The sequence below is a fragment of the Micromonospora tarensis genome (assembly GCF_016803395.1).
In the GTDB taxonomy this organism is placed as follows: domain Bacteria; phylum Actinomycetota; class Actinomycetes; order Mycobacteriales; family Micromonosporaceae; genus Micromonospora; species Micromonospora tarensis.
Genome location: NZ_JAEVHL010000074.1, coordinates 1 through 25,781, shown reverse-complemented (window position 1 = coordinate 25,781; position 25,781 = coordinate 1). Strand labels below are relative to the sequence as shown.

Annotated in this window: 25 protein-coding genes and 5 pseudogenes; 14 read left to right on the top strand and 16 right to left on the bottom strand. The window is 72.4% G+C overall.

The genetic code is table 11. The features are described 5' to 3' along the window. Window positions 1–16: 16 nt before the first annotated feature. The 4 genes from JM949_RS16500 to JM949_RS16485 form a co-directional block, all read right to left on the bottom strand. Window positions 17–661 (bottom strand): hypothetical protein, encoded by a 645-nt coding sequence (locus tag JM949_RS16500; protein WP_203149341.1) that lies wholly within the window; start codon window positions 659–661, stop codon window positions 17–19. 147 nt (window positions 662–808) lie between these two features. Continuing rightward, window positions 809–1,354 (bottom strand): TetR/AcrR family transcriptional regulator, encoded by a 546-nt coding sequence (locus tag JM949_RS16495; RefSeq protein ID WP_203149340.1) that lies wholly within the window; start codon window positions 1,352–1,354, stop codon window positions 809–811. Window positions 1,355–1,397: 43 nt separating this feature from the next. Continuing rightward, entirely contained in the window at window positions 1,398–1,754 is a 357-nt protein-coding gene (locus JM949_RS16490; RefSeq protein ID WP_203149339.1) for a nuclear transport factor 2 family protein, read from the bottom strand. Between the two features lie 119 nt (window positions 1,755–1,873). Further along, window positions 1,874–2,452 (bottom strand): TetR/AcrR family transcriptional regulator, encoded by a 579-nt coding sequence (locus JM949_RS16485; RefSeq protein ID WP_203149338.1) that lies wholly within the window; start codon window positions 2,450–2,452, stop codon window positions 1,874–1,876. A gap of 111 nt (window positions 2,453–2,563) precedes the next feature. Here JM949_RS16485 and JM949_RS16480 point away from each other — a divergent pair, with 111 nt between their 5' ends. After that, window positions 2,564–3,283: an MBL fold metallo-hydrolase gene (locus JM949_RS16480; protein WP_203149337.1), complete on the top strand. Its 720-nt coding sequence runs from the start codon at window positions 2,564–2,566 to the stop codon at window positions 3,281–3,283. Between the two features lie 146 nt (window positions 3,284–3,429). On the opposite strand, the gene JM949_RS16475 is transcribed toward JM949_RS16480, so the two are convergent. Both JM949_RS16475 and trmB read right to left on the bottom strand, forming a co-directional pair. After that, the gene (locus JM949_RS16475) at window positions 3,430–5,949 is read right to left on the bottom strand and encodes a DEAD/DEAH box helicase (RefSeq protein WP_203149336.1); all 2,520 of its coding nucleotides are present in this window, start codon (window positions 5,947–5,949) and stop codon (window positions 3,430–3,432) included. A gap of 109 nt (window positions 5,950–6,058) precedes the next feature. Further along, entirely contained in the window at window positions 6,059–6,766 is a 708-nt protein-coding gene (gene trmB, locus JM949_RS16470) for a tRNA (guanosine(46)-N7)-methyltransferase TrmB (RefSeq protein WP_407664776.1), read from the bottom strand. Window positions 6,767–6,896: 130 nt separating this feature from the next. Between trmB and JM949_RS16465 the strand changes: the two genes are divergently transcribed. Continuing rightward, a complete protein-coding gene (locus JM949_RS16465) occupies window positions 6,897–7,529 on the top strand; it encodes a hypothetical protein (RefSeq protein ID WP_203149342.1) in 633 nt (210 codons plus the stop codon). A 283-nt stretch (window positions 7,530–7,812) separates the two neighbouring features. Beyond that, window positions 7,813–8,478, top strand: a complete 666-nt coding sequence (locus JM949_RS16460; RefSeq protein WP_203149334.1) for a class F sortase — start codon at window positions 7,813–7,815, stop codon at window positions 8,476–8,478. 154 nt (window positions 8,479–8,632) lie between these two features. Here JM949_RS16460 and JM949_RS16455 read toward each other — a convergent pair whose 3' ends face one another. The 3 genes from JM949_RS16455 to JM949_RS16445 form a co-directional block, all read right to left on the bottom strand. Continuing rightward, on the bottom strand, window positions 8,633–8,950 hold the full coding sequence (locus JM949_RS16455) for an antibiotic biosynthesis monooxygenase family protein (protein WP_203149333.1): 318 nt from the start codon (window positions 8,948–8,950) through the stop codon (window positions 8,633–8,635). Window positions 8,951–9,129: 179 nt separating this feature from the next. Then, a complete protein-coding gene (locus JM949_RS16450) occupies window positions 9,130–9,927 on the bottom strand; it encodes an exodeoxyribonuclease III (RefSeq protein ID WP_203149332.1) in 798 nt (265 codons plus the stop codon). 37 nt (window positions 9,928–9,964) lie between these two features. Then, the gene (locus JM949_RS16445; RefSeq protein WP_203149331.1) at window positions 9,965–10,885 is read right to left on the bottom strand and encodes a proteasome assembly chaperone family protein; all 921 of its coding nucleotides are present in this window, start codon (window positions 10,883–10,885) and stop codon (window positions 9,965–9,967) included. A gap of 419 nt (window positions 10,886–11,304) precedes the next feature. Between JM949_RS16445 and JM949_RS37180 the strand changes: the two genes are divergently transcribed. The 4 genes and pseudogenes from JM949_RS37180 to JM949_RS16430 all read left to right on the top strand — a co-directional run bounded on the left by JM949_RS37180 (window position 11,305) and on the right by JM949_RS16430 (window position 13,206). Further along, window positions 11,305–11,802 (top strand): hypothetical protein, encoded by a 498-nt coding sequence (locus JM949_RS37180; RefSeq protein WP_238433286.1) that lies wholly within the window; start codon window positions 11,305–11,307, stop codon window positions 11,800–11,802. After that, window positions 11,736–12,149 carry a hypothetical protein gene (locus JM949_RS37175; protein WP_238433285.1) on the top strand — a complete coding sequence of 138 codons (414 nt, stop codon included), beginning with the start codon at window positions 11,736–11,738 and terminating at the stop codon, window positions 12,147–12,149. The genes JM949_RS37180 and JM949_RS37175 overlap by 67 nt, the downstream gene beginning before the upstream one ends. 106 nt (window positions 12,150–12,255) lie before the next feature. Then, complete coding sequence (locus JM949_RS16435; protein ID WP_203149330.1) at window positions 12,256–12,402, top strand: hypothetical protein; 147 nt, start codon at window positions 12,256–12,258, stop codon at window positions 12,400–12,402. 49 nt (window positions 12,403–12,451) lie between these two features. Then, a pseudogene (locus JM949_RS16430) lies at window positions 12,452–13,206 on the top strand (EcsC family protein). A 38-nt stretch (window positions 13,207–13,244) separates the two neighbouring features. Here the strand turns inward: JM949_RS16430 and JM949_RS16425 are convergent. Both JM949_RS16425 and JM949_RS16420 read right to left on the bottom strand, forming a co-directional pair. Beyond that, window positions 13,245–14,095: pseudogene (locus tag JM949_RS16425) on the bottom strand (GDSL-type esterase/lipase family protein). Between the two features lie 120 nt (window positions 14,096–14,215). Further along, complete coding sequence (locus tag JM949_RS16420; protein ID WP_203149329.1) at window positions 14,216–14,809, bottom strand: antibiotic biosynthesis monooxygenase; 594 nt, start codon at window positions 14,807–14,809, stop codon at window positions 14,216–14,218. Window positions 14,810–14,976: 167 nt separating this feature from the next. Here JM949_RS16420 and JM949_RS16415 point away from each other — a divergent pair, with 167 nt between their 5' ends. Genes JM949_RS16415 through JM949_RS16395 form a run of 5 tightly spaced genes read left to right on the top strand, consistent with a single transcriptional unit; the run spans window position 14,977 to window position 19,539 of the window. Next, entirely contained in the window at window positions 14,977–15,240 is a 264-nt protein-coding gene (locus JM949_RS16415; protein WP_203149328.1) for a DUF6343 family protein, read from the top strand. 12 nt (window positions 15,241–15,252) lie between these two features. Further along, window positions 15,253–16,668 (top strand): NADP-dependent succinic semialdehyde dehydrogenase, encoded by a 1,416-nt coding sequence (locus JM949_RS16410; RefSeq protein ID WP_203149327.1) that lies wholly within the window; start codon window positions 15,253–15,255, stop codon window positions 16,666–16,668. A gap of 42 nt (window positions 16,669–16,710) precedes the next feature. Beyond that, window positions 16,711–17,676, top strand: a complete 966-nt coding sequence (locus JM949_RS16405; RefSeq protein WP_203149326.1) for a TIGR03885 family FMN-dependent LLM class oxidoreductase — start codon at window positions 16,711–16,713, stop codon at window positions 17,674–17,676. A 37-nt stretch (window positions 17,677–17,713) separates the two neighbouring features. After that, window positions 17,714–19,285 carry a Na+/H+ antiporter gene (locus tag JM949_RS16400; RefSeq protein ID WP_203149325.1) on the top strand — a complete coding sequence of 524 codons (1,572 nt, stop codon included), beginning with the start codon at window positions 17,714–17,716 and terminating at the stop codon, window positions 19,283–19,285. After that, window positions 19,282–19,539 (top strand): UBP-type zinc finger domain-containing protein, encoded by a 258-nt coding sequence (locus JM949_RS16395; protein WP_203149324.1) that lies wholly within the window; start codon window positions 19,282–19,284, stop codon window positions 19,537–19,539. The genes JM949_RS16400 and JM949_RS16395 overlap by 4 nt, the downstream gene beginning before the upstream one ends. Here the strand turns inward: JM949_RS16395 and JM949_RS38825 are convergent. From JM949_RS38825 to JM949_RS38815, 3 genes are read right to left on the bottom strand one after another with little or no spacing between them, the layout of a single operon-like run. Further along, on the bottom strand, window positions 19,515–19,820 hold the full coding sequence (locus JM949_RS38825; RefSeq protein WP_305070597.1) for a hypothetical protein: 306 nt from the start codon (window positions 19,818–19,820) through the stop codon (window positions 19,515–19,517). The two genes, JM949_RS16395 and JM949_RS38825, sit on opposite strands and share 25 nt — an antisense overlap. After that, a complete protein-coding gene (locus JM949_RS38820; RefSeq protein ID WP_305070596.1) occupies window positions 19,817–20,080 on the bottom strand; it encodes a hypothetical protein in 264 nt (87 codons plus the stop codon). The genes JM949_RS38825 and JM949_RS38820 overlap by 4 nt, the downstream gene beginning before the upstream one ends. Beyond that, window positions 20,071–20,787, bottom strand: coding sequence for an MFS transporter (locus tag JM949_RS38815; RefSeq protein ID WP_309232186.1), 717 nt, complete (start codon window positions 20,785–20,787; stop codon window positions 20,071–20,073). The genes JM949_RS38820 and JM949_RS38815 overlap by 10 nt, the downstream gene beginning before the upstream one ends. A gap of 168 nt (window positions 20,788–20,955) precedes the next feature. Between JM949_RS38815 and JM949_RS16385 the strand changes: the two genes are divergently transcribed. Further along, the gene (locus JM949_RS16385; RefSeq protein ID WP_203149323.1) at window positions 20,956–21,621 is read left to right on the top strand and encodes an HAD family hydrolase; all 666 of its coding nucleotides are present in this window, start codon (window positions 20,956–20,958) and stop codon (window positions 21,619–21,621) included. Window positions 21,622–21,827: 206 nt separating this feature from the next. Here JM949_RS16385 and JM949_RS16380 read toward each other — a convergent pair. Beyond that, window positions 21,828–24,298: pseudogene (locus JM949_RS16380) on the bottom strand (glycoside hydrolase family 9 protein). A 398-nt stretch (window positions 24,299–24,696) separates the two neighbouring features. On the opposite strand from JM949_RS16380, the pseudogene JM949_RS16375 reads away from it, so the two are divergent. Continuing rightward, window positions 24,697–25,421 (top strand): annotated as a pseudogene (locus JM949_RS16375) (PP2C family protein-serine/threonine phosphatase). 8 nt (window positions 25,422–25,429) lie between these two features. On the opposite strand, the pseudogene JM949_RS16370 reads toward JM949_RS16375, so the two are convergent. Continuing rightward, window positions 25,430–25,781 (bottom strand): annotated as a pseudogene (locus tag JM949_RS16370) (ATP-dependent helicase C-terminal domain-containing protein); the annotation flags it as partial.

The following is a 25,781-nucleotide window of genomic DNA, read 5'->3' as shown; positions in this document are numbered from 1 at the left end:
GGAGTGGGGAGTGGGGTCAGGCGGCGGTGGACCAGATGGCGCGGAAGGCGGCGGCTTCGCCGGCCAGCCAGCGTTCGATCTGGTCGGGCTTGGCGTCGGTGGGCATGTGGTGGGCCCTACCGCGACGGACGTCGACCAGGACCGGCTCGGCGTGCGGGAGGACCGCGTCCATGTGGCGGGCCATCAGGTGCAGGGTGGCGAGCACCGATTCCTCGCTCGGTGGGGTCTCGTCGAAGTGCAGGCGGACCGCTTCGGCGCGACCGTCGGCATGGCGTACCCCGAAGTGGGGGTTGATCTTGACGGGTAGGTCGCCCAGCATGGCCAGGGCGTCGCGGGTCTGGACCAGGTCGACGGCGGCTGGCTCGCCGAGGGAGTGCAGCCAGGCCGTGGCGCCAGGAACGAGCGCCTGGTAGAGCGGGCGCCAGCGGGGCTTGACCACGTCGACCACCCCGGTCAGGTGCGAGCCGCCGGTGTGGAAGGCGATGTCGGCCTTGAGCGCCTTGACGAACTGGCCGTGTGGGTTGAAGCCGGACCGACTGGCGCGCTGCTTACGCAGCCCGCCGACGAAGGTCGCCTTGGTGGGGCCGGTGCGGTCGACGTAGCGGGTGAAACCGAGCAGGGTGGCGTAGGGGGTGAGGGGCGTGGAGGCGGGCGCGGTCACGGGCGTCCTCCCAGGTCAGGAACTCGATTAGTACATACATTCTAATCGACACCTCTGACATCGCCCAGCGATTCTGGGCACCGGAAGGGCCGTCCTGTCAGCTGGTGTGGGCACCGCGCCGGGACCTGCCGGCGCTCCTGGGGCGGGTCAGGAACGGAAGGCGGCGAGGATGACGTCCGCGTAGCGACGCCAGACCGCCGGCTCGCGCTCGTCCAGCACGATGAGCTGGCGAATGACGCCGCACAGGACGATCCGAACGTCGAGCACGCCGGTGTCCGGGCGGAGTGGGCCGGCCGCCTTCGCCGCCTCGACCAGCCTGCCGATCAGGTCAACGAGCCTGGCGGCGGGCACCAGGCGCGCCTCCAGGAACGCCGCCGCGAGGCCGCGGTCGCGGCGGAGATGTTCGAGCAGGTCGGGCAGGTAGGCCACGAAGGCGCGGTAGGCGTCGTCGGCGGCGATCGCGGCCAGCGTGCGCTCCTCCAACGCGCGGAAGCTCTCCCGTGCGACGGCCAGCACCAACTCCTCTTTACTGGGGTAGCTTCGGTAGACCGTCGCCCGTCCGACCCCGGCCCGGGCGGCCACCTCGGGCACCGTGACGTCCAGGCCGCGTTCGGCGAACAGTTCCCGGGCGGCGGCGATGACCCGGTCGTGGTTGCGCAGCGCGTCCGCGCGTCGGGGCGCGTTTCCGGTCACCGTCCGTCGGGGTTCCGAGAGGCGGGCGTCTCGGACCCCCTCGTCAGTCAACGTCGAAACCGGTCTCGTAAACCTGCTGGAAGCGGCCGTCCTCGGCCAACGTCGCGAAGAAGTACATCTCGCGGTGGACGACAGTCCCGTCGGTCAGGGTCATCTTGTAGCGGTGCCGCTCGGCGTACTGCGAACCGTCGTACAACTCCTCGAGCACTGTCACCTCGCCCTCGGCGACCTGGCTGCGGATGCCCGCGCACATCTGGGCGAACTCCTCGCGGTCGCGGGTGCGACCGTCGCTGTTGTGCGTAAAGCCCGGCGCGTAGTACTTGTCCAGCGCCTCGGGCAGTTCCAGGCGCGGCGCGAACGCCACGTCACGGATCGCGTCGCTGATGCGTACCGGTGTCATCGGCAGTCTCCTCGGCTATCCGGACACGTGAGTCCGGTTAGTTGGGACAGTACCGGGCGGGCGGGCGCGGTGCGAAGTGATGCCCGCGACACCACGGGGCCAGCCGGTCCGGCCGTCGGTCAGCCGACCCGGGGCGGTGTGCCGGCGGTGAGCGCGGCGGTCAGCCGGGTGATGCCGAACTCGAAGGTCTCGTCGAGGTCGCCGCCCAGGTTGAAGGCGCCCGCGAGCTCCATGCTGACGAAGCCGTTGGCCCAGGCGGTGATCATGCGGGCGCCGGGCAGGGCGTGCTCGGGCCCGGCGAGATCGGCGGCGACGCGCAGGGCGGGGGCGCTGGCCAGGGTGAGGGTGTCGAGGTCGGGCCGGGTCTCCGCCGGACCGTTGTTGAAGATCAGGTGATAGCCGGCCGGGTGGGCGTGGGCGAACGCGCGGAAGGCGTGGGCCAGCTCGCGCAGGTCCCTGCGCGGGTCGCCGCTGCCGGCCACGGCGTCGAGTCGCTCGCCCATCTCGCGCACGGTGGCTTCGGCGACGAGCCGGATCAGGGTGTCGCGGTTGCGGACCCGCTTGTACAGCGAGGGCGCGCGTACGCCGACCCGCTCGGCGACCGCCTGCATGGTCAGGCCCGGAAGTCCCTGCGACTCCAGGATGTGGCGGGCGGCCGTGACGATGTCGGCGAGCGAGGTGCGGTCGGGGGTCGGCATGCGGTGCTCCTTCGCGGGTGGTGAGGACCGACACCATGATAGCTATGGACCTTAGGCATCATGGCTATGTATCGTAGCTATCAGATCGTCGCGTCATCTTCGGGAGGCAGCATGAAGCTCGGGCCACACCTGCACCGCATCGGCAACGACATCGTCGCCGCCTACCTGATCGAGACCGAGGAGGGCGTGACGGTCGTGGACGCCGGCCTCGCCGGTCACTGGGCGGACCTGGTCGCGGAGCTGTCCGGCATGGGCCGTTCGCTCGCCGACGTCCGGGGTCTGATCCTCACCCACGGCGACACCGACCACATCGGCTTCGCCGAACGGCTCCGGCGCGACCACGGCGTACCGGTCTACGTGCACGGCGCGGACGCCGCCCGCGCCCGCGGCGAGGTCAAATCCAAGGTTCCCTTCGGCCCGTTCAAGGTGGGCGCGACGGCGCGTTTCATCTGGTACGCGAGCCGCAAGGGCGGGCTGCGCACCACCTACCTCAGCGAAGTGGTCCCGGTGCGCGACGGTCAGGTGCTCGAGCTGCCCGGCGCGCCGCGCGTCATCGGGATGCCCGGCCACTCGCCGGGCAGCATCGCCGTGCACGTGCCGATCGCCGACGCCGTGTTCGTCGGCGACGCGCTGACCACCCGACACGTGCTGACCGGTCGGCCGGGCCCGCAGCCGGCGCCGTTCACCGACGACCCGGCGCTGGCGCTCGCCTCGCTCGCCGGCATCGAGGACCTGGGGGCGACCTGGATCCTCCCCGGTCACGGCACGCCGTGGAACGGTGGCGCCGCCGAGGCGGTGCGCCGGATCAAGGCGGCCGCCCGGGCCGGTTAGCCGACGTCGACCGGGACCGGTCGCGTCGAGCCCGGGTCACCCGGTGGGACCCGGGCCACCCGCGTCCGGTCGGGTCGAGCCGGCCGGCAGCGGGCCAGCCACCCCAGGTTCGCCCGGCCAGGACCAGGCCGAACCGGAAGCTGGTGTCAGAGCTGGCCGACGTCGGTGATCCGGACGACCGCGGCACCCACCTCGTCCGAGGCGACCAGGTCGACCTCGGCGCTGATGCCCCAGTCGTGATCGCCGTCCGGGTCGTCGAAGATCTGCCGTACGGTCCACCGCTCCCGACCCTGCTCGATCATGAGCAGCGCCGGACCACGGGCGTCCGGACCCACCCCGATCGAGTCGTACGCCTCGAAGTACGGCCCCAGCGCGTCGGCCCACGCGTCGTAGTCCCAGCCGTCCTCGGCGTCCAGCTCGGCGAGCAGGTCCCAGCGGCGCAGCGCGGCCAACTCGACCCGACGGAACAGCGCGTTGCGGACCAGCACCCGGAACGCCCGCGCGTTGCGGGTCACCGCCGGCGGCCGGTCGGTCAGGGCGGCGTGCGCCTGGGCCACCTCAACCACGTCGGACGGGTTGCGCAGCCGCTCCCACTCGTCGATCAGGCTGGAGTCGACCTGGCGGACCAGCTCGCCCAGCCACTCGATGAGGTCGATCAGCTCCTCGGTCTTGGCGTCCTCGGGCACTGTCTGCCGCAGCGTCTTGTACGCGTCGGCGAGGTAGCGCAGGACCAGACCCTCCGAGCGGGTCAGCCCGTAGAACTGCACGTACTCGGTGAAGGTCATCGCCCGCTCGTACATGTCCCGGACCACGGCCTTGGGGGAGAGCTGGTGGTCGGCCACCCAGGGGTGGCCCTGCCGGTACATCTCGTACGCGGCCTCCAGCAGCTCGGCCAGGGGCTTCGGGTGGGTCACGTCCTCGAGCAGTTCGAGGCGGGCCTCGTACTCGATGCCCTCGGCCTTCATCGCGGCGACCGCCTCGCCGCGCGCCTTGAACTGCTGCGCGGAGAGGATCTGCCGGGGGTCGTCGAGGATCGACTCGATAACGCTCAGCACGTCGAGCGCGTACGACGGGGACTCGGCGTCGAGCAGTTCGATGGCCGCCAGCGCGAGGGGGGACAGCGGCTGGTTGAGCGCGAAGTCGAGCTGGAGGTCGACGGTGAGTCGGATCCGCCGGCCGGTCTCGTCCGGCTCGGGCAGCTCCTCGACCACCCCACCGGCGCGCAGCGCCCGGTAGATGGCGATCGCCCGGCGGATGTGCCGGCGCTGGGCGGCGGGCTCCTCGTGGTTGTCGGTGAGCAGGTGCCGCATCGCGGTGAACGCGTCCCCGGGCCGGCCGATGACGTTGAGCAGCATCGAGTGGCTGACCTGGAAGCTGGAGGTCAGCGGCTCCGGCTCGGCGTCGACCAGCCGGTCGAAGGTGGGCTGGCCCCAGCCGATCGAGCCCTCCGGTGGCTTCTTGCGGACCACCTTGCGCCGCTTCTTGGGGTCGTCGCCGGCCTTGGCGAGCGCCTTCTCGTTGTCGATGACGTGCTCGGGGGCCTGCACCACGACCCGGCCGATGGTGTCGTAGCCGGCCCGCCCGGCCCGGCCGGCGATCTGGTGGAACTCCCGGTTCTTGAGCAGCCGGGTCCGCACCCCGTCGTACTTGGACAGCCCGGTGAACAGCACGGTGCGGATCGGCACGTTGATGCCGACGCCGAGGGTGTCGGTGCCGCAGATGACCTTGAGGTGGCCGGCCTGGGCGAGGGTCTCCACCAGCCGGCGGTACTTGGGCAGCATGCCGGCGTGGTGCACACCGATGCCGTGCCGGACCAGCCGGGACAGCGTCTTGCCGAAGCCGGCGGTGAACCGGAAACCGCCGATCGCCTCGGCGATCATGTCCTTCTCGGCGCGGGTGCATACGTTGACGCTGGTCAGCGCCTGGGCGCGTTCCAGCGCGGCGGCCTGGGTGAAGTGCACCACGTACACCGGGGCCTGCTTGGTCTCCAGCAGCTCCTCAAGCGTCTCGTGCAACGGCGTCATCGCGTACGAGAAGATCAGCGGGACCGGCCGCTCTGCCGTGCGCACGACGGCGGTCGGCCGTCCGGTGCGCCGGGTCAGGTCGTCGACGAAGCGGGTGGTGTCTCCCAGGGTGGCGGACATCAGGATGAACTGGGCCTGCGGCAACTCGATGATCGGCACCTGCCACGCCCAGCCCCGGTCGGGCTCGGCGTAGAAGTGGAACTCGTCCATGATCACCTGGCCGACGTCGGCCTTCGTGCCTTCGCGCAGCGCCAGGTTGGCCAGGATCTCGGCGGTGCAGCAGATGATCGGGGCGTCGGCGTCGGCGTTGACGCTGGCGTCGCCGGTCAGCATGCCGACGTTCTCGGCGCCGAAGACCTCGCAGAGCGCGAAGAACTTCTCCGACACCAACGCCTTGATCGGCGCGGTGTAGAAGGTCGTCCGGCTGTCGGCGAGGGCCGCGAAGTGCGCGGCGATCGCCACCAGGCTCTTACCCGAGCCGGTGGGCGTGTTCATGATCAGGTTGGCGCCGGAGACGATCTCGATGACCGCCTCCTCCTGATGGGGGTAGAGGTCGAGGCCGCGCTCCTTCGCCCAGCCGGCGAACGCGTCGAAGAGGGTGTCGGGGTCGGCGCTTGTCGGCAGCGCGGCGGTGAGCGTCATAGCCTGTCCATGGTGCCTGGATCATGCCCCGGTACGCCAACCCGGCCTCGGCCGGACCCCCGTCCGCCGGTTCCGGACGCCGCGTTGGGCCGGCCACGGCCCTCGCCAATCACCGGCGGCGGTAGAGCAGATCGGCCACCGGTCGGCCGGCAGTGATCGCCCGCCGCTCGAACTTCGTCACCGGGCGGTGCGCCGGCCGCGGTGCGAAGCCGCCGTACGCGTCCACCAGCTCCGGATCCGCCTCCAGGGTCTCCCGCATCGCCTCGGCGTACTCGGCCCAGTCGGTCGCGCAGTGCAGCACGCCGCCGACCCGCAGCCGGGACCGCAGCAACGCCACGTGCGTCGGCTGGATGATCCGCCGCTTGTGGTGGCGGGCCTTTGGCCACGGGTCCGGGAAGAACACGTGCACGGCGTCCAACACACCCTCGGGCAAGCCGTTGACCAGGGACAACGCGTCGCCCTGCGCCACCCGTACGTTGCCCAGGCCGGCGCGGTCCACCAGGTCGAGCAGGTTGGCGATTCCCGGCGTGTGCACCTCGACCGCCAGATAATCTCGATCCGGGTCAGCGGCAGCCATCACGGCGGTGCTGTCGCCCATGCCCGAGCCGATCTCCAGCACCACCGGCGCCCGACGGCCGAACAGGTCGGCCAGGTCGACGGGCACCACCGGCCCGTCGTGCACCGCCAGGCCGTACGCGGGCCAGAGCCGGCGCAGCGCGTCGGTCTGCCGTTCGCTCATCCGCCCCCGACGGGGGTGGAATGTACGGATCGTCCGGCTCGTGCGCGGGACGGCGGGGGCGTGGTCGGTGGTGGTCACAGCGACCCGAGCGTACGCGACGCCGTCGGCGGATCGGATGTGATGTGCGACCGGAAATGAGAGGATCCAACTGGTACGGCAGGTCGGGTGCTCCGCTGCCCGACTCGGCCGCGCGGCCTCGAGAGGGGGCATCGTGACACTGACCCGTGGCGCAGTGACCCTGTCGGTGGCGACAGTGCTCGCCGCCCCCCTGCTGGCCGCGCCGCTGTTGGCTGCCGCGCCCGCGATCGCCGCGCCGGAACGGGTAGCGGTCGTCGCGCCCGCGCCGCAGCGGTTGGCGCCCGCGCCGCAGCCTGAGGGTCCGCCCGGGGGCGCGCCCCAGCCGACGCCGGTGGTGGACATCTTCGTCGAGGTGAGTCCCAGCACGGTGCAGCCCGGCTACCTGGTCGGCATCCGGGCCAGTTGTCGGGACAACTCGGTGGGCGCCACGGTGGTCTCCGACGCGTTCGGGGCGGTCGGCGTGCAGCCGCAGGGCGGGGTGCTCACCGCCGCGCCGATGGTGCGCGAGCGCACGCGTCCCGGCAACTACCGGGTCAAGCTGGAGTGCCGCGACGGCGAGACCGCCTCGACCATGCTCCAGGTGGTCAAGAAGGTCCCGAGCTACCCGAGCCGTGGCCCGGCCACCGGCTTCGGCGGTGGCGCGGGTGGGACGACCGGCTCACTGTTGCTGCCCGTCGGCGCGGCGCTGACCGTCACCGGGCTGATCCTCGCCGTGGTGGCGCTGCGTCGTCCACGTACCGCCCGAGCCGCCGCGCGCCGCTGAGCCCGCCATGGAGATCTTCCGACCCGCGTCCCCGCCGCCCGGATTCCGCCAGCCCGGCGGCCCCGGCTCTGCGCCTTCGGCCGGTTCCCGCCAGCCCGGCGGCCCGGGCTCCGCACCTTCGGCCGGTTCCCGCCCGTCCCCCGGTGCCCGCCCACCGCGCGACGACCGCTGGCCGGGGGAGGACCGCCGAACGCGGGATGACCGCCCATCGCGCGACGACCGATGGCCCGGGGACGACCGCCGAACGCGGGATGACCGCCCGTCGATCGCGGATCGCCCGGCGGTGGCTGCTCGCCCGCCGACCGCCGTCGCCCCTCGGCGCAGTCGTCCGTCCGGCCGCAGCCCCTGGTCGGTGCCGTTGGCAGTGGTGCTGGTGCTGGCGGGGGTCTTCGCCACCGGGGCGGGGTTGGGCCGTTCGGTCGGCCCGTTCGACCTGGCCCCGGCGGCCGGGGACCGGCCGGCCCGCAGCGAGTCGGTCGGGTTGTCGGCCAGCCGCCCGGTACGCCTCACGGTGCCGGCGATCAAGGTGGCCGCGCCGGTGGCCCCGGTCGGGCAGGCGCGGGACGGCTCGATCGCCGTACCGCCGCTGGAGAAGCAGAACGAGACCGGCTGGTACGACCGTGGGCCGACCCCGGGCGAGCCCGGCCCGGCGGTCATCGTCGGGCACGTGGACACCAAGAGCGGCCCGTCGGTCTTCTACGACCTGGGCAAGCTCAAGCCCGGCGACCTGATCGAGGTGACCCGGGCAGACCGGTCGACGGTGGTGTTCAAGGTCGACACCGTCGAGCACTTCCCCAAGGACCGGCTGCCCGCCGAGCGGATCTACGGCCACGACGGCGCACCCGGGCTGCGCCTGATCACCTGCGGCGGCCAGTTCATCGGCGGACGCACCGGCTACGCCGACAACGTGATCGCCTTCGCCACCCTCCAGTCCTCCCGCAAGCCCTGAACCGGCTCGCCGCCGGCAGGTCGAGCGGTTCGCCGCATCAAGATCGCGCTCGATCCAGGATGTGGTGGCCTCGCGCTGCGCGGAGGGGACTCTATCCAGGATCGAGCACGATCACGGTGCCGGCCGCCGCGCGCACCCGCCTTGAGTCGGGGGGTCAGTGCTGGGGGACCTCGAGGGCCACCTCGAACTCCAGCAGGGTGGCACCGGTGGCGACCGGGGGGCGGGGCTTCTCGCCGGGGGCGGCGGCGTGGGCGGCGCGGGAGGGGCCGGCGGCCCACGCCTGGTACGCCTCCTCGCTCTCCCACTTGGTGTAGACGAAGTAGCGGGTCTCGCCGGCCACCGGTCGGAGCAGTTCGAAGCCGAGGAAGCCGGGGGAGCCCTGCACCGCGCCGGCCCGCGCGGCGAACCGCTTCTCCAACTCCGCGCCGCCGCCGGGCGGGACGTCGATTGCGTTGATCTTCACGACTGCCATCTGCCCACAGTAGCCATCCCGGCACGCCCCAGCGGCCGGCACACTGCGGTCCGCTTCCGCAGCCGGCCCACCGGTGCCGGCAACGGCGTGCCGAGATCTTGGACAGTTTCCGTTCGCCAAGGACGGAAACTGTCCAAGATCTCGGGCATGACGACGTAGCGGAGTGGCGCGCGGCGGGCTCAGAACGCCTCGACGACCGGGACCAGGTCCGCGTCGACCACGATCGGCGCGTGGTCGGAGGGGCCCTTGCCCTTACGGGCCTCGCGGTCCACGTAGGCGGCGCGGACCGCGCGGGCGAACGGCGCGGACGCGTACACCAGGTCGATGCGCATGCCCTTGTTCTGGTGGAACATGCCGGCCCGGTAATCCCAGTAGGTGAAGGGGTGCGGGCCCTTCATCGGAGTCGGCACGACGTCGCTGAGGCCCAGGTCACGAAGTGCCGCGAGGGCCGCCCGCTCGGCCGGGGTGACGTGCGTGGAGTGGGTGAAGACCGCCGGATCCCAGACGTCGGCATCGGTCGGGGCGACGTTGAAGTCACCGCTGACCACCAGCGGGAGCTCGCCGGTCAACTCCGCCTCCAGCGCGTCGCGCAGCGCCGCGAACCAGGCCAACTTGTACGCGTAGTGCGGGTCGTCCGGCGTCCGGCCGTTGGGCACGTACACCGACCAGACCCGCACCCCGTCGCAGCTGGCGGAGATGGCGCGGGCCTCCGGCTCGGGAAAGCCCGGCTCGCCGGCGAACCCGACCCGGACGTCGTCCAGCCCGACCCGGGACAGGATGGCGACCCCGTTCCACCGGCCGTCGCTGTGGCTGGCCACTGTGTAGCCGAGCGCGCCCACCTCGGTCACCGGGAAGGCGCCGTCCGGGCACTTGGTCTCCTGTAGGCAGACGACGTCCGGCCCGGTGTCGGCCAGCCACTGGAGCAGCCGGGGCAGACGGGCCTTCACCGAGTTGACGTTCCAGGTCGCCAGGCGCATGCCCCCAGCCTGCCGCATCCGCCCCCCGACCGCCGGGTCAGCTGCCCGGGGTGTCGCCGGGACGGGTCTGTTCGGCGAGGAAGCGTTCCAGCTCCGCGCCGAGTTCGTCGGCCGTTGGCAGCGGACCGGCGTCCGGGGCGAGCAGGTTCTTCTCGCCCCGGCCCCGGGCGAACGCGTCGTACTGCTCCTCCAGGGCCTGGACCAGGGCGGCCGCGTCCTCGGTCTGGGCGACCTGCCGGTCGATCTCCACCCGGACCACCTCGGCGGCCGAGCGCAGCCCGTCGCCGGGCAGCAGCAGCCCGGTGCTGCGCGAGACCGAGGTGAGCAGCACCTCGGCGGCGGCCGGGTACTCGGTCTGCGCCACGTAGTGCGGCACGTGGGCGGCGAAGCCCAGCGCGTCGCGGCCCTGCTCGCCCAGCCGGAACTCCAGCAGGTGACCGACGCTGCCGGGCACCTGGACGCGTTGCAGCCAGGGTTCGTAACCGGCGATCAGCTCGGGGCGGGTGGCGTGCGCGGTCACCCCGGTCGGCCGGGTGTGCGGGACCGCCATCGGGATCGAGTTGAGCCCGACGGTGAGCCGGACGTCCAGCCGGGCGGCGAGCCCGGCGACGGCGGCCACGAAACGCTCCCACTGCAGGTCCGGTTCGGGGCCGGTGAGCAGCAGGAACGGGGTCTCGTCGTCGTCGTGTAGCAGGTGCAGCACCAGCTCCGGCGCGTCGACGCTCTCCCAGTGGTCCTCGACGAAGGTCATCACCGGTCGTCGCGAGCGGTAGTCGAAGAGCTGGTCGACGTCGAAGGTGGCGATCGGCCGGCCCTCCAGCGAGGTGAGCAGCTGCTCACGCGCCAGTCGACTGGCGTTTCCGGCGTCCACGAACCCGGTGAGGGCCTGGATCAGGACCGGCTGCCCGAGGTCGGGCAGATCGTCGGTGAGCTGGTACAGCTCGTGTGGGTCGAGCACCGGTGCGGACCTCCCTGGAATGTGCCTGCGGGGCGCCCACGCGTGGCGGGCACCCGTTCGGGCAACTTACCCGCCATCCTGGTGCATTCCTGCGCGGGGCGATCCGTTGACCGGGGCATGGGCATGACCGGACCAATCGGCTGTTTACGCCACCGGGCCGACCCTCCTGGCCGATCGGCCGATGTGCGGTTCGGACCAAAGGCCGAGTTTGTCGATCATGTCAGGCTCGCTGGCGCGATGTCCGGTCCTGTCCATGCTCGTGCCGGTCCGGGAGCCCCGCCGGCTTCATCCGGTACGCGAGGTCCGTTCCTCGGGCGGGTCGCCCGGGCCGGGTCGTCCACCACGGTGGGCCGAATCTGTGGCGAGCACCACGTGATCACCGTGCGTGATCGGCGTTTCCGCCTGCCTAGCCTCGGTTGATGCGTGACGACGGCACCCTCGACGACCCGTACGCCCCGAGCAGCCCCACTGCCGATACGGAGGATGGCACCTCAGCCGAACGGACAACCGCCGCGAGTCGGCTTCGGGCGTACGCCCGGGACCTGACCGGCCGCCGCCGGGCGCAGCTGGCCCTCGCCACCGGTGTGGTCTGCTGCCTCGGCCTGGCCGCCGTCGCCCAGGTCCGGGACGAGAGCGCGGACGCGTCGACCCGGACCGGGTCGCCCGCCAGCGCGGAGTTGGCGCAGCGCGCCGAGCAGCAGCGGGTTTCCCGTGGGTTCGACCGCACGGCTGCCCCGAGCGCGTCCGCGGCGGCGACCCCCGCCGACCCGGACACCACCGCCCCGGCCCGCAGGGTCGCCCCGGCTCGCCCGACCGACCCGGCGCCGTCGCCGGCCTGGACGAGGACCAGATGGAGAACGCCGAGGCGATCGTCCGCACCGGCCGCAAGATGGGTGTGCCGCGCCGGGGCCTGGTGATCGCGGTGGCCACCGCGATGCAGGAGAGCAACCTCTACAACGTGGCCAGCGGTGTGCTGCCCGAGTCGCAGGACTACCCGCACCAGGGCGTCGGCTGGGACCACGACTCGGTCGGGTTGTTCCAGCAGCGTTCCAGCAGCGGCTGGGGTCCGGTGGGTCGGCTGATGGACCCCGAGTACGCCACCCGGCAGTTCCTCGCCGCGCTGGAGCAGGTGCCCGGGTGGGAGCGGATGCGACTCACTGACGCCGCCCAGGCGGTGCAGGTCTCCGCCTACCCCGAGCACTACCAGCAGCACGAGTGGCGGGCCACCCGGGTCGTTGACGCCATCGTGCCGGCCGGGCGGTAACCTACCGACCACTATGGACGGTCAGGGTTGAGGCTGTCGCATCCCGGGTACATGTGTTGCGGGTTCGGGGTACACATGACTGAGGGATCACCGACAGGAGGACGCCATGTCACTGATGCAGCGGATCACCACGTTCCTGAGATCACCGAAGGGGCAGCAGTTGGTCGAGCGGGGTCGTCGGGAGATGGGGAAGCCGGCCAACCAGCAGAAGCTGAAGGGGCTGGCGGCCCGACTGTCCAACCGCCGCCGCTGACCGCTCCATCGGCCGCCCTGTCCGCCGTTCCCACCCCTGGGGAGACCTGGTGACCGACACCCCACCCGCGGACGGCCAGCCCGCCGTTCCCGCACCGCAGCCGTCCGGCAGCCCGCCAGCCGGGCCGGTGGACGCCCCCGACGGTCCGCCGGCCGGCTCTGGGACCGGATGCGGGACGACCCGCAGTACGCGCCGGAGCACCTCGCCCTGGAGGCGGTGCGCCGCCTCGGGCCGGAGGCCGCGCAGTGGGCCGGCCGGGCCCGGGCCGAGCAGCCCGGCGTCTCGGCCGACGTCCTGGCCGACCAGGCGGCCCGCAAGTTCGTCAACCTGGCTCGGCTCTCCGGCGCGGTCTCCGGCGCGGCCGGCCTACCCGGTGCCGTGATCGACGTGGGCGTGCTGGCCTGGACCCAGGCGCGGATGGTGCTGCACATCGCCGCCGCGTACGACGTCGACCCGCTGCACGGCGATCGGGCCACCGACCTGCTGGTGCTCCAGCGGGTGCACAAGGTCGCCGAGAGCGCCCGGCTGGCGCTCGGGGTGGCCGCCGGTCGGGAACGCGCCGACGCGCTGTTCGGCCTGGGCGGTCAACGCCCGCTCGGTCGGGTGATGCTGCAACTCGGTGTCCGGCTGGCGCAGATGGCCGGCGTGCGGGCCGCCAAGCGGATGGTCGCCAAGATCGTTCCTGGCGCGGCCATCGTGCTCGGCACCTGGGCCAACTCGTCGGCCACGAAGGACCTCGCGCAGCGGTCCCGGGCTCTCTACCGGGCCCGCGGCACCGCTGTTCCGGAGCCCCGTCAGCCCTGACGCCTCCGTCCGGCGCCGCGACGGCGCCGCCCGCACACTCAGTTGGCCAGGCCCGAGGAGCGCCAGGTCACCTCGGCGATGCGGCCCTGGCCGGTGGCGTTGGGGTGGAACCAGTCCAGCGGGTTGAGCTGGTCCAGGGTGAACCGGACCTTGTGCAACGCGCCGCCGTCGTGCCGGCAGCGTGAGCCGTACGCCCGGCAGGCCGCCTTCAGCTCGGCGTTGTACGCGTCGATCCGCTCCCGCACCGCGGCCCGGCGCGCCCTGTCGGCGGGCGCCGTCGACGTCGCCTCGGCCAGCAGGGCGGGGCAGATGCCGCGTCGCCAGGCGCGGGTCGCCCGGGAGTCGGTGTGCCCGACCTCCCAGAGCCGGTACAGGTCGGGAATGCTCACCACCAGCACCCGGGCTTTCGGCCGGCCGGTGCGCAGCACCGCAGCCCCCGGTCCACGTCGGCCCGGAACTTCGCGACCGGCGTCATCGCGTCCACCCCGCCCCGGCAGGCGTCGTTGGCGCCGATCAGCACTGTGACGTAGTCGGGGCGGTCGCGTACCGCTGCCCGGGCCTGGCCCTCCAGCGCGTCGGCGCGGGCCCCGGGGCGGGCGTGGTTGTAGGTCCGGTCCCGGACTGCCGGGTTCTGCTCCAGGAGTCGTCGGTAGTGGCTCTGCACCCGCAGGCCGTCCCCGGTCGACCAGGAGTTGCGCTCGCAGGAGGTGAGCACCAGGCAGGAGGCGAAGCCGGTGCTGATCGAGTCGCCGAGCGCCGCGATGCCACCCGGCCCGCTCGACGGCGGAGCGCTTCTGGTGGGGCGTGGCGTCGCGGCGTTGCCGCCCTCGCAGGCCAGCGCGACCAGCGCCGCCAGGCAGGCCACGGCGGCGACCCAGCGTCGAGGCATGACATCCCCCGTTCCCGCAGCGGAGTGCGACAGCGCGGTAACTCTATGCGTAGGACGTGGTTTGCCGGGAAGTTGCTGTCGGGTATGCGGCAGAGCGCCGACGCGCATGCCGTCCGGGTGCTATAGGGCCCGCCAGGGGGCCGGCTGTCCGTGCAGCCACCAGTGCAACGCCCGGGTGATCCGGGGCAGCACCAGATAGGTCATCAGCGGAGTCAGGCAGAGCGTCATCAGCAGCACCCGCGCCGTCAGCGGCACCGCGGCGAGGAAGTGACTGGTCAGCAGGGTGGCGCTGAGGCTCAGCGGGAAGAACGCCAACCAGATGGTCACTGCCTGCTTCCACCTCGGGGGCGACGGCGGGGCGCTCGGCGCCACCGGGTCCACCGAGTGCTCCAGCGGCCTGTCGAACCAGCCCTCGATCCCGGTACGCCGTTCGACCCGGGTGTGCTCGACGATGCCCTGCGCCGAGCTGAGCCACCAGCGCCGCTGCGGCGACTCCTCCCACCGCCGCAACGTGTCGTCGTCGGCGAAGCGGTAGAGCATGTGCCACTCCGGCGAACCGGGGCCGCTCTGCACCCAGCCGGCGCCGAGGAACCCGGGAAACGCCTCGGCCAGCGCGGTGCCGGCCCGCATCCAGGCCACCATCTCGCTGGCCCGGCCCGGATCGACACGGCGGGCGATGGCGACGGTCACCGGCACGGCGAGGGTCATTGACATGCGCCCATCCTGCGGTCGGCGGGGGGTGCCACGCGAACGGATGTAATCGAGCACACCGGCGCACCTCGCGGCCTACCCCGGCGCAGCGGTGTCGCGCGGCGCCGGGCGCGACGGACCGAGGTGTCCGGGCCCGGTTAACGGTGACGATCGGGGGTAGGTCGGTGGGTATGACGAGATCGCAGCCCCGGCGCGCCCGTGGCACGGTCGGCCACGCGTACAGCGCGCTGAACCTCCGGCTGACCCTCGCCAGCTTCGGGCTGGTGATCATGGTGATCTTCGCGGTGCTGGCGTTCTGGGCCGGCATCGCCTGGCTCGGCGTACTCTGCGCGATCTTCGCCGTGGTCGCCGTGGTCGACCTGGTCGTGATCCAGCGCCGCCGCGCCGCCCGCCGCCGCGAGGAGCCGGGCGTACGACACTCGCTGTTCGAGTGACAGGAGGACGAGATGCCCCACATCGCCACCACCAACCCCGCCACCGGACAGGTGCTCAAGACCTACGAGGCGATGTCCACCGAGCAGCTCGACGGTGCCATCGAGCGCACCCACCTCGCCTTCGAACAGCTGCGGGAGACGACAGTCGACCAGCGCGCCCAGTGGATGAACGCCGCAGCCGACCTGCTGGACGCCGAGCGCGACGAGATCGCCCGGATCATGACCACCGAGATGGGCAAGACGTACGTCGCGGCGCAGGCCGAGGTGACCAAGTGCGCGACGGCCGCCCGGTTCTACGCCGACCAGGCGCCCGCCTTCCTCGCCGACGAGCCGGCCGACGCCGCCGCCGTGCAGGCGACCCGGGCGTTCATCCGCTACCAGCCGATCGGCGTGGTGCTCGCGGTGATGCCGTGGAACTTCCCGCTCTGGCAGGTGATGCGCTTCGCCGCCCCGGCGCTGATGGCCGGCAACACCGGCCTGCTCAAGCACGCCTCGAACGTGCCGCAGACCGCGTTGCTGCTGGAGGACGTGTTCCGCCGTGCCGGCTTCCCGGAGGGGGCCTTCACCACAGTGCTGGTCGGCTCGGACGCCGTCGAGCGGATCCTCGGCGATCCCCGGGTACGCGCCGCCACCCTGACCGGCAGCGAACCCGCCGGCCGCTCCATCGCCCAGATCGCCGGCCGGGAGCTGAAGAAGACAGTCCTCGAACTCGGCGGCAGTGACCCCTTCGTGGTGATGCCCTCGGCCGACGTGGACCGGGCCGCAGAGGTGGCGACCACCGCCCGCTGCCAGAACAACGGCCAGTCCTGCATCGCCGCGAAGCGGTTCATCGTGCACACCGACGTGTTCGACGCCTTCGCCGAGAGGTTCGCCGCGAACATGGCCGCACTGCGGGTCGGCGACCCGATGGACCCGAACACCGACGTGGGGCCACTGGCCAGTGAGCGTGGCCGCGACGAGGTGCACGCCCAGGTCCGCGACGCGGTGGACAAGGGGGCCACAGTGCTCTGCGGCGGCGAGCCGCCGACCGGCGACGGCTGGTTCTACCCGCCGACAGTGGTCACCGACCTGACCCCGGGGATGCGGATGTGGTCCGAGGAGGTCTTCGGCCCGGTCGCCGGCCTGTACCGGGTGTCGTCGTACGAGGAGGCCGTCGAGGTCGCCAACGGCACCAGCTTCGGGCTCGGCTCGAACGCCTGGACCCGGGACCCGGCCGAGCAGGAGCGCTTCGCCACCGACCTGGACGCGGGCAACGTCTTCGTCAACGGGATGACCACGTCGTACCCGCAGTTGCCGTTCGGGGGGGTGAAGAACTCCGGTTACGGGCGCGAGTTGTCCGCGCTGGGCATGCGGGAGTTCTGCAACACCAAGACGGTCTGGGTGGGCGAGGGCGCCGCCTCGGCCGGCGCGGGGGCACACGCGGAATAGCGCACGCATCAGGCGCTGCCGTGCTGGGTAGGAAGTGCGCCCATGACGACGTTCGGATTCCACGCCTCGCATGAGCAGATCGGTCCACGCGCCCTGCTGGAGGCGGTGATCCACGCCGAGCGGGCCGGCTTCGACGCCGCCATGTGCTCCGACCACTTCTCCCCGTGGAGCGCCCGGCAGGGCGAGTCCGGCTTCGCCTGGTCCTGGCTGGGTTCGGCGTTGCAGGCCACCGGCATGCCGTTCGGCGTGGTCAACGCGCCCGGCCAGCGGTACCACCCGGCGATCATCGCGCAGGCGATCGGCACCCTCGGCGCGATGTACCCGGGGCGGTTCTGGGCGGCGCTGGGCACCGGCGAGGCCAGCAACGAGCACATCACCGGCGACCCGTGGCCGCGCAAGGACGTCCGGGCGGCCCGGCTGCGCGAGTGCGTGGACGTGATCCGGGCACTGCTGGCCGGCGAGGAGGTCAGCCACGACGGCCTGGTCCGGGTGGACCGGGCCCGGCTGTGGACCCGCCCCGAGCAGCCGCCCGCGCTGGTCGGCGCCGCGGTCAGCGTGGCCACCGCCCGCTGGTGTGCCGAGTGGGCGGACGGGCTGATCACCGTGAACGCACCGGTGGCACACCTGCGCGAGATGATCGACGCGTACCGGGACGCCGGCGGGCGCGGACCACTGCACCTGCAGGTGCACGTCTCCTGGGCCCCGGAGCAGGCGCAGGCCGAGGCCATCGCGTACGACCAGTGGCGCAGCAACGTCTTCGCCCCGCCGGTCTGCTGGGACCTGGAGACGGTCGAGCACTTCGACGTGGTCTCCGCCGAGGTGCCGGCGAGCCGGGTCGCCGAGGTGGTGAACATCTCAGCGGACCTGGGCCGGCACGTCGGCTGGCTGGAGGAGTACGTGGACCTCGGCTTCGACCAGATCGCCCTGCACCACGTCGGGCAGGAGCAGCGCGGTTTCATCGACGCGTTCGGCGCCGAGGTGCTGCCGAAGCTACGCCCGGCCGGCTGATCGAGGCCGAACAGGTGTACCCCTAGGCTCGTACCCCATGGAGAGCCTGTTTCCGGTCGTCGTGTTCCTGGCGATCGCCACCCTGGGCGCCGCGCTGGCCCGCCGGCTCGGCCTGCTCGCGCCGATCGTGCTGGTCGTGTTCGGTCTGGCGCTCTCCTTCGTGCCGGGCTTCCCGCAGGTCGAACTGGACCCGGAGCTGGTGCTGGTCGGCATCCTGCCGCCGCTGCTCTACGTGGCCGCGCTGGAGACCTCGGTACCGGCGTTCAAGACCAACATCCGCCCGATCCTGCTGCTCGCGGTCGGCCTGGTGCTGTTCACCGCGTTCGTGGTCGGGCTGGTGCTGCACCTGCTGCTGCCCCAGCTGCCGTTCGCGATCTGCCTGGCCCTCGGCGCGGTGGTCGCCCCGCCGGACGCGGTGGCCGCCACGGCGGTGGCCCGGCGGGTCGGGCTGCCCCGCCGGGTCGTCACCATCCTGGAGGGCGAGAGCCTGGTCAACGACGCCACCGCACTGGTGCTGCTGCGGGTCGCGACGATGGCCGCCGCCGGCACGGCCGTCGGCACCGACAAGATCGCCATCGAGGTGCTGCGGTCCACCGGCGGCGGCATCCTGATCGGGGCGCTCGGGGCGCTGGTCTTCGGCTTCCTGCACCGGCGGATCACCGATCCGCTGCTGGACAACGCGCTGTCGTTGATCATTCCGTTCGCTGTGGTGTTCACCGCCGAGCACCTGCACGCCTCGGGTGTGGTCGCGGTGGTCGTCACCGGCCTGGTGCTCGGCCACAAGCTGCCCCAGCTGCTGTCGGCGGCGTCCCGGTTGCAGGTCGGGGCGTTCTGGCGGCTGGTCCGTTTCCTGCTGGAGGGTCTGGTCTTCCTGCTGGTCGGGCTGCAACTGCGGGAGGTTCTGCGCGACCTCGACGAACCGGTCGGCTCGCTGCTCATCATCACCTTCGCGGTGCTCGCCACCGTGTTCCTGACCCGGTTCGTCTGGCTCTTCCCGGCCACCTACCTGGCCCGGTTGGTTCCCCGGGTCCGCCGCCGTGACGCCCGACTGTCGCCGAAGTTCCCGATCATCATCGGCTGGGCCGGGATGCGGGGCGTGGTGACCCTGGCCGCGGCGCTGGCCCTGCCACTGACCCTGGCCGGCGACGAGTCGTACCCCCGGGCGTTGTTCATCTGGCTGGCCTTCGCGGTGATCGTTTTCACTCTGGTCGGCCAGGGTGCCACGCTGCCGCTGGTAGCCCGGCGGTTGAAACTGCCGCAGGACGACCCGGTGCAGGACGCGCTGTCCGCGGCCGGGGTGCAGCAGCAGGCCAGCCGGGCTGCCCAGGAGCGCCTCGACGAACTGGCCGACAGCGCCCCGGAGCCGGTGGTGCAGCGGCTGCGCCGGGCGGTGGAGGACCGCACCAACCTGGCCTGGGAGCGGCTCGGTGGCACCGAGCGGGAGACCCCGTCGCAGGCGTACGGTCGGCTACGACAGGAAATGATCGACGCCGAGCGGGAGGTGTTCCGGGCTGCCCGGGACTCCGGTCGGATCCCTGAGGAGGTGCTGGTGCGGGCCTATCGTGACCTGGACCTGGAAGAGTCGTTGCTGCGGGAGGTCGAGAAGTGAGCTGTGAGCATCTGACCGAGGCCGCCGCCGCCGAGCCGCGCACCCCGGACGAGTGCGCGGACTGCGTCGCCATCGGCGAGACCTACTGGGTGCACCTGCGCACCTGTCTCAGCTGCGGCCAGGTCGGCTGCTGCGACTCGTCGCCCAACCAGCACGCGAGCAAGCATTTCGCGTCCACCGGTCACCCGGTGATCCAGTCCGCGCAGCCGGGCGAGGCCTGGCGCTGGTGCTACGTCGACGAGGCGATCGGCTGATCGCTGGCCGGGGCCGAGTCGGCCCGGCTGGCGAGCGCCCTGCGGGTGAGTGGCGGCACGACCAGGCCGGTGACGGCGAGCAGCCCGGCCAGGACCAGCCAACCGGCCGGGCCGCCGCCGAGGATCAGCCAGGTCAGCAGCGCCGGTCCCGCCGCGCGGGCCAGCCCGGCGAGCAGCGTGTCCACCCCCTGGTAGGCGCCGATGGCATCCGGGGCGGCGAGGTCGTAGGCCAGCGCCGCCCCGGCCGCGCCGTGCCACAGGTCGCCGAGGGTGTAGATCACGGTGGCGCCCAGCAGCAGGACGATCGCGGCGCGGTGGGCACGACCCCGGTGGCGGCCCAGAGCAGCATCCCGGCCGCGAGCACCAGCCCGGCCCGGCGCATCGTCGCCGCCGCCGGCAGCGCGTGCCGGGCAGCACGAGTCAGTCGTACCGCGAACAGCACGGTGAGCACCGTGTTGACCAGCAGCACGGCGGAGACCGTCACCGGCGGCGCGTCGGTGTGGGTCACCACCCACAGTGGCAGCACCAGCGTCAGCGCCACCCAGTGCAGGGAGAGCACGGCCGAGGCCCCGACGACCGCGAGGAACGGTCCGTCGCGTAACGCGCGACCGGGCCCCGGCCGCGCCGCCGTGCGGCCGGCGGACACGACGGAAGTCGCATGATCAGCGCTGCCGAGACCAGATAGGTCACGACGTTGCCGAGCACCAGCACCCGGTACGCCCACCCGGTCTCCGCCACCAGCGCGAACGCGGCCAACCCGGCGCCGAGTGCCACTCCCAGGTTGGCCACCGCCCGCAGCGTGGCGAAGGCGTGCACCCGACCCTCGGAGCCAGCGACAACGGCGACCAGCGCGGCCCGGACCGCCAGGTTGCCGGAGACCAGCAGCGCGTCCAGGCTGGCTACCAGCAGGAAGACCGGAAACGAACCGACCAGCAGGTACCCGGCGCCGACAGCGGCCTGCGCCAGTTGCAGGACCGCCCGCAGCGTCCGCGGATCACGCCGGTCGGCGAGCCCACCGAGCGGCACGCTGGCGGTGAGCCCGACCAGAGCGGCGACGGTGAGCCCGAACCCCACCTCGGTCGGGGTGAGCCCCACCGCGCGGGTCAGGTAGAGCGCCGCACCGGTCACCCAGAGCCCGGTGCCGACCGTGTTGGCGAGGGTGGCCAGCGACAGCGTGCGCAGCCGGCCCGCCGGCGGCAGCGGCGACAGCGACCGCCAGCGGCCGAGAAACCCCGCCCGGGTGCTCACCTCCCGACCCTAGGGGCCGGGACCTGCGCACCGAGCCCTCGGACGCTGCGGCGCTCGTCACAGCCCGCCGGTAGCTGGTGGGGCGGCACCTGCCGTCGCTCGGCGGGCATCGGGCATGATGCCCGCCACTACGATCCGTCGACGGCTGGATCAGGACGGGGATGGACAATGATCAACACGGTCTTCTTCGATGTCGGTGGGACGATCCTCGACGAATCCCACGAGTTCGCGGCGTGGGCGGACTGGCTCGGCGTCCCACGGCACACCTTCTCGGCGGTCTTCGGCGCGGTGATCGCGAGGGGCCTGGACTACCAGGAGACGTTCCGGGTCTTTCGACCCGACTTCGATCTGGCGGCCGAGCTGGACCGCCGGGTGGCCGCGGGCCGACCGGAGACGTTCGGCGAGGAGGATCTCTACCCGGACGCGCGAGGGTGCCTGAGCGCCCTCAAGGCGCAGGGCCTGACGGTGGGGCTGGCCGGTAACCAGCCTGCTCACGCCGAGGCGAGCCTGCGCGCTCTCGACCTTCCCGTGGACGTGATCGGCACGTCGCACGGCTGGGGCGTGGCGAAGCCGGCACCGGCCTTTTTCGACCGGGTCGTCGCCGAGGGCGGCGGCGACCCGTCGTCGATCCTGTACGTCGGCGATCGGCCCGACAACGACGCCCGCCCGGCCCTGGCTGCGGGGCTGAAGGCGTGCCTGATCCGGCGCTCGCCGTGGGGACACATCCTCGATCTCCCGGCCGTGGCGGAGCGGTGCCTGTTCCGGATCGACTCGCTCGACGACCTTCCAGGCCTGGTCGCCGAGCACAACGCGGCGAGCGGCCAGGGGCAGTAAGTCCGTTGGTCGGGGTGGAGTGCGCGCTGTGGCCGGCCCGCCAAGCCGGGCTCCGCTTGAGAGCGGTATACCTGTGAGGCATAAATATGCCCCACAGGTATACCGTCCAGCACCAGATCCGCTCCCCGGGAGGGTGACCGACGGTCACCGCCGGCCGCGTGACCCTGGTGGCCGCCCCGGGGGAAGGACGGCCACCAGGCGCGGGGTCAGGTCAACGAGCAGGCCGCGCCGTTGACCGTGACCAGGCTGGGGTTGGGGTTGGCGCCGCCGGCCGTCGTGGCGTTGAAGCCGAACGTCACAGTGCCGCCCGGTGCGATCTTGGCGTTGTGTGACTCGTTGCGGGCGGTCACCGTCGCGCCGGACTGGGTGACCTTGGCCAGCCACGCCTCGCGTACCCGCTGGTCGCCGGTGAACGCGAACCGCACGTTCCAGCCGTTGACGGCCGTGGCTCCGGTGTTGCGGATGGTCAGCTGCGCGGTGAACCCGGTGTTGCCCTGCCAGGCGCCGTAGTTGGTGTAGCTCACCGAGCAGGTGGTCGCCGGCACCGCGCCGGAGTCACCCTGGTCGGCCAGGAACGAGGCGATCCAGGCCAGCGCCGAGTTCCAGTTGATCGCCACCTCGTTCGTCGAGTACGAGTTGATGTCGTCGACGTAGCAGAACATCGGCGCGCAGCCGGCGAGCAGTTGCGCCACGAACGGGTCCTGCAGGGCCGCGTTCGGGCCACCGGCGAGGGAGCCGGCGGGCGGTCGGGGCAGGCTCGGGTCGAGCTGGTGGCCGAAGATCCGGCTGTGCTGGTTCTGCGCGGCGTGCTCGCCCCAGCCGGTGACGTAGGAGATGTTCAGGGCGTTGCGGCCGAGGATGTAGTCCATCGCCTGCACGGCACCGTCGCGGTAGGCGGCGTTGCGGGTCAGGTCGAACGCGGTGGCCAGCACCACGGCGTTGTTGATGACGTTGCTGTTGCCACCCCAGAAGTAGCTGTTCGCGTCGCCGGGCATCGGCAGCCCGTACGCCTGGCGGCGCAGCTCGGCGAGGTACGTGTCGGCGGCGGTGGTGACCGAGGCGCGGACCCGGGCCAGGTCGGCGGCGGGCAGCCCGTTCGGCACGGTGGCCAGGTCGAGGCGGCCCAGCGCGGCCACGCTCTGCCAGCCGAAGCCCCGCGGGTCGAACACGTTGCCGGTGTGGTGCGGCGAGGCGGTCAGGTCGGTCAGGTAGCTCTGCGCGCCGGTGGTCAGGTACAGCTCGGCCGCCGCCCAGTAGAACTCGTCGGTGACGTTGCTGTCGTCGTACGCGCCGCCGCCGGTGCCGTCGGTCGGGCTGGCGTACACCGCCGGGTGGGCCTTGGCCGCGCTGTAGGCCGTCTTCGCCGCGGCGGCGCACCGGTTCGCGAACGCCGCGTCGTACGGGGCGAACAGGCGCGCGCACTGGGCGGCGGTGGCGGCCAGGTTGAGGGTGGCCGCGTCGACGGCGGGTGCAGCTCGCGCGGCTGCGGGTCGTCCTGCGGGGCGAGCGGCAGACCGGTCCAGTTCTGGTCGTGGATCTTGTGGTGGACCATGCCGGCGAGCGGCTTGCCGGCCGGGACCTGCATGCGCAGCAGGAACTCCAGCTCCCAGCGGGCCTCGTCGAGGATGTCCGGCACGGAGTTGCCGCGCTCGGGCACCCGCAGCGTGCTGTCGGCCAGCCCGGCGCCGCCGGCCGCGGTGGCCGCCGTCTTCGTCCGCTCGAAGGTGTTCAGCAGTTGATAGGTGGCGATGCCGCCGTTGACCACGTACTTGCCGTGGTCGCCGGCGTCGTACCAGCCGCCGCGTACGTCCAGCGAGTAGTCGCAGACACCCGGCTGGCAGGGCACGTTGGTGTCGCCCTGGTTGGGGGCGACGCCGAGGTGGCCGGCGGGCCGGGCGTACTCGTCGCCGATCAGGTCGCCGTCGATGGCGATGCCGCTGCGCTGGGCGTAGAAGAACTGCAACGAGTCGGAACGCAGCTGGTTGTAGAGGGTGCCGGAGATGTCGAACGGGTGGCTGGTCTCGCCGTCGACGGTGAGCGTCAGGCCGCTGCCCGGGGTGCGGTAGCTGGAGAAGTCGACAGTGTGCACGTTCTGCCCGGAGGCTGCGTCGACACCACGTGCGGTGGTGGTGCCGCTGGCCACGACGGTGCCGGCGGCGGAGCGCAGCTGCCAGGGCAGCGCCGTGGTGGCCTCGGTGACGACTGTGGCGTTCTTCGGCCCACCGGGGAGGTAGCCGACCTGGTTGACGCGCACCCGTGGCCCGGTGTCCGGCACGTACGGCTCGGGCGGCTCACCGCCGCGCAGCGAGACGTCGTCCAGGCAGATGGTCTGCGCCTCGGCGGCGCCACCGACCTGGAAGATCAGTTGGGCGTTGGGGTTGTCGTCCGGGACGGTGAAGGTCTGCTCGACCCGCTGGGCGGTGCCGGTCGCGGTGGCGTCCACGGCCGCGTACGTGGTGTAGGGGGCGCTGCCGAGTTGCAGCACGGCCTTGACCGCGGCGCCGGGGGTGGCGGAGACGGCGAAACCGAGGGTGTATTCGGCGCCGGCGATCAGCGGCACGCCGTCCTGGCCGATGCCGGCGTCCCACGGGTTGGCCAGGCCACCCGCGACTGTGGTGCAGAGCCGGCCGTCGGTGACCGCGAGCGCGCCGGTGCCGAAGGAGAACCAGGGGCTCACCCCGGCGCTGAAGTCGCCGTTGTCGATCTGCTCGGGGGCGTCCGGTGGTGGGGCGGCGTGGGCCGCGCCGGCGCCCACGACGGTGAGGGCCAGAGAGGTCGCCGCTGCCAACAGGAGGCGGCGTCGGGATGACGTCACGGGGAGTCCTTCCGGGACGGAAACGGGACGGTGGTGGCGACAAAGAAGCTGGGAGCGCTCCCAGTTATCGGCTCGATGTTTCCAGCGTCGGTAGGCGATGTCAATTGATCCGGTTGGATGGGTTGTCCCGGTCGACGAGGCGGTCGGCCGGCGGGGGTACCGACCCGCGCCGTCACCCAGACGTGAGATTCGCCGCGCCACGCGCCGACGTCCTGATCTCCTAGAGACAACTGCGCCCTTCGCCTGGCAGGCTGCCTCCCATGACCCTGAAGCTGCGTTCCGTGGGAACGAGCGACCGTGGGCTGATCCGCAGCGGAAACCAGGACGCCCTGCACGCCGGCAGCTGGCTCGTCGCCGTGGCCGACGGCATGGGCGGGATGGCCGCCGGCGACCTGGCCAGTGCCCTCACCATCGAGGCTGTCGCGCCACTGGATGTGGAGACCCCGGAGGACGCCCTGGTGGCCGCGCTCGAAGGTGGCATCGCGCTGGCCACCGCCCGGATCCGGCAGGCGGTCGCCGAGGATGCCGAGCGCCAGGGCATGGGCACCACACTGACCGCCCTGCTCTTCGCCCGCACCGGTAGCTGCCTGGCCCTCGCCCACGTGGGCGACTCCCGGGCCTACCTGTTCCGCGAGGGGGTGCTCAAGCAGGTCACCCGGGACGACACGTTCGTCCAGATGCTGGTGGACCAGGGCGTGATCACCGCGGATCAGGCCAGCAGCCACCCGCGCCGGGCCGTGGTCACCCAGGCGTTGCAGGGCGACGAGGTCTCCCCGTCGTACGCGACATGGTGCCCCGGGCCGGGGACCGGTGGCTGCTGTGCAGCGACGGCCTCTCCAACGTGGTCCGCCCGGACACCCTCACCGAGGTGCTCGGCGGCTACCCCGACCGGGGCGCCTGCGCCGGCAAGCTGATCGACCTGGCCCTGCACGCCGGCGCACCGGACAACGTCACAGTGGTGGTGGCCGACGTGGTCGAGGAGTAGCCCGCCGCTCAGCGCCGTCGCGGGGTGGCACGCCGGGTCGGCGTCGCCGTTCCCGGGTCCTCCGGCCACGGGTGCCGGGGATAGCGCCCGCGCAACTCGGAGCGGACCTGGGGATAGCCGGTACGCCAGAACGACGCCAGGTCGGCGGTGACCGCCACCGGCCGGCCGGCGGGGGAGAGCAGGTGCAGCAGCACCGGCACCCGGCCGTCCGCGACGCGCGGGGCCGCCGGCCAGCCGAACGTCTCCTGCAGCTTGACCGCGAGCACCGGCGCGGCCGGGTCGGTGTAGTCCAGCCCGGATCCGTGAACCGCTCGGGCACCTCGATCCGCTCCGGGGCCAGCTCGTCCAGGCGGTGGGCCT

Bases quoted from the DNA above. Each gene is read 5' to 3' on its own strand.
- JM949_RS16490 (WP_203149339.1), bottom strand. From the start codon at position 1,754: ATGACACCGGTACGCATCAGCGACGCGATCCGTGACGTGGCGTTCGCG.
- JM949_RS16485 (WP_203149338.1), bottom strand. From the start codon at position 2,452: ATGCCGACCCCCGACCGCACCTCGCTCGCCGACATCGTCACGGCCGCC.
- JM949_RS16480 (WP_203149337.1), top strand. From the start codon at position 2,564: ATGAAGCTCGGGCCACACCTGCACCGCATCGGCAACGACATCGTCGCC.
- JM949_RS16475 (WP_203149336.1), bottom strand. From the start codon at position 5,949: ATGACGCTCACCGCCGCGCTGCCGACAAGCGCCGACCCCGACACCCTC.
- JM949_RS16455 (WP_203149333.1), bottom strand. From the start codon at position 8,950: ATGGCAGTCGTGAAGATCAACGCAATCGACGTCCCGCCCGGCGGCGGC.
- JM949_RS16450 (WP_203149332.1), bottom strand. From the start codon at position 9,927: ATGCGCCTGGCGACCTGGAACGTCAACTCGGTGAAGGCCCGTCTGCCC.
- JM949_RS37180 (WP_238433286.1), top strand. From the start codon at position 11,305: ATGCGTGACGACGGCACCCTCGACGACCCGTACGCCCCGAGCAGCCCC.
- JM949_RS37175 (WP_238433285.1), top strand. From the start codon at position 11,736: ATGGAGAACGCCGAGGCGATCGTCCGCACCGGCCGCAAGATGGGTGTG.
- JM949_RS16435 (WP_203149330.1), top strand. From the start codon at position 12,256: ATGTCACTGATGCAGCGGATCACCACGTTCCTGAGATCACCGAAGGGG.
- JM949_RS16420 (WP_203149329.1), bottom strand. From the start codon at position 14,809: ATGTCAATGACCCTCGCCGTGCCGGTGACCGTCGCCATCGCCCGCCGT.
- JM949_RS16415 (WP_203149328.1), top strand. From the start codon at position 14,977: ATGACGAGATCGCAGCCCCGGCGCGCCCGTGGCACGGTCGGCCACGCG.
- JM949_RS16410 (WP_203149327.1), top strand. From the start codon at position 15,253: ATGCCCCACATCGCCACCACCAACCCCGCCACCGGACAGGTGCTCAAG.
- JM949_RS16405 (WP_203149326.1), top strand. From the start codon at position 16,711: ATGACGACGTTCGGATTCCACGCCTCGCATGAGCAGATCGGTCCACGC.
- JM949_RS16400 (WP_203149325.1), top strand. From the start codon at position 17,714: ATGGAGAGCCTGTTTCCGGTCGTCGTGTTCCTGGCGATCGCCACCCTG.
- JM949_RS16385 (WP_203149323.1), top strand. From the start codon at position 20,956: ATGATCAACACGGTCTTCTTCGATGTCGGTGGGACGATCCTCGACGAA.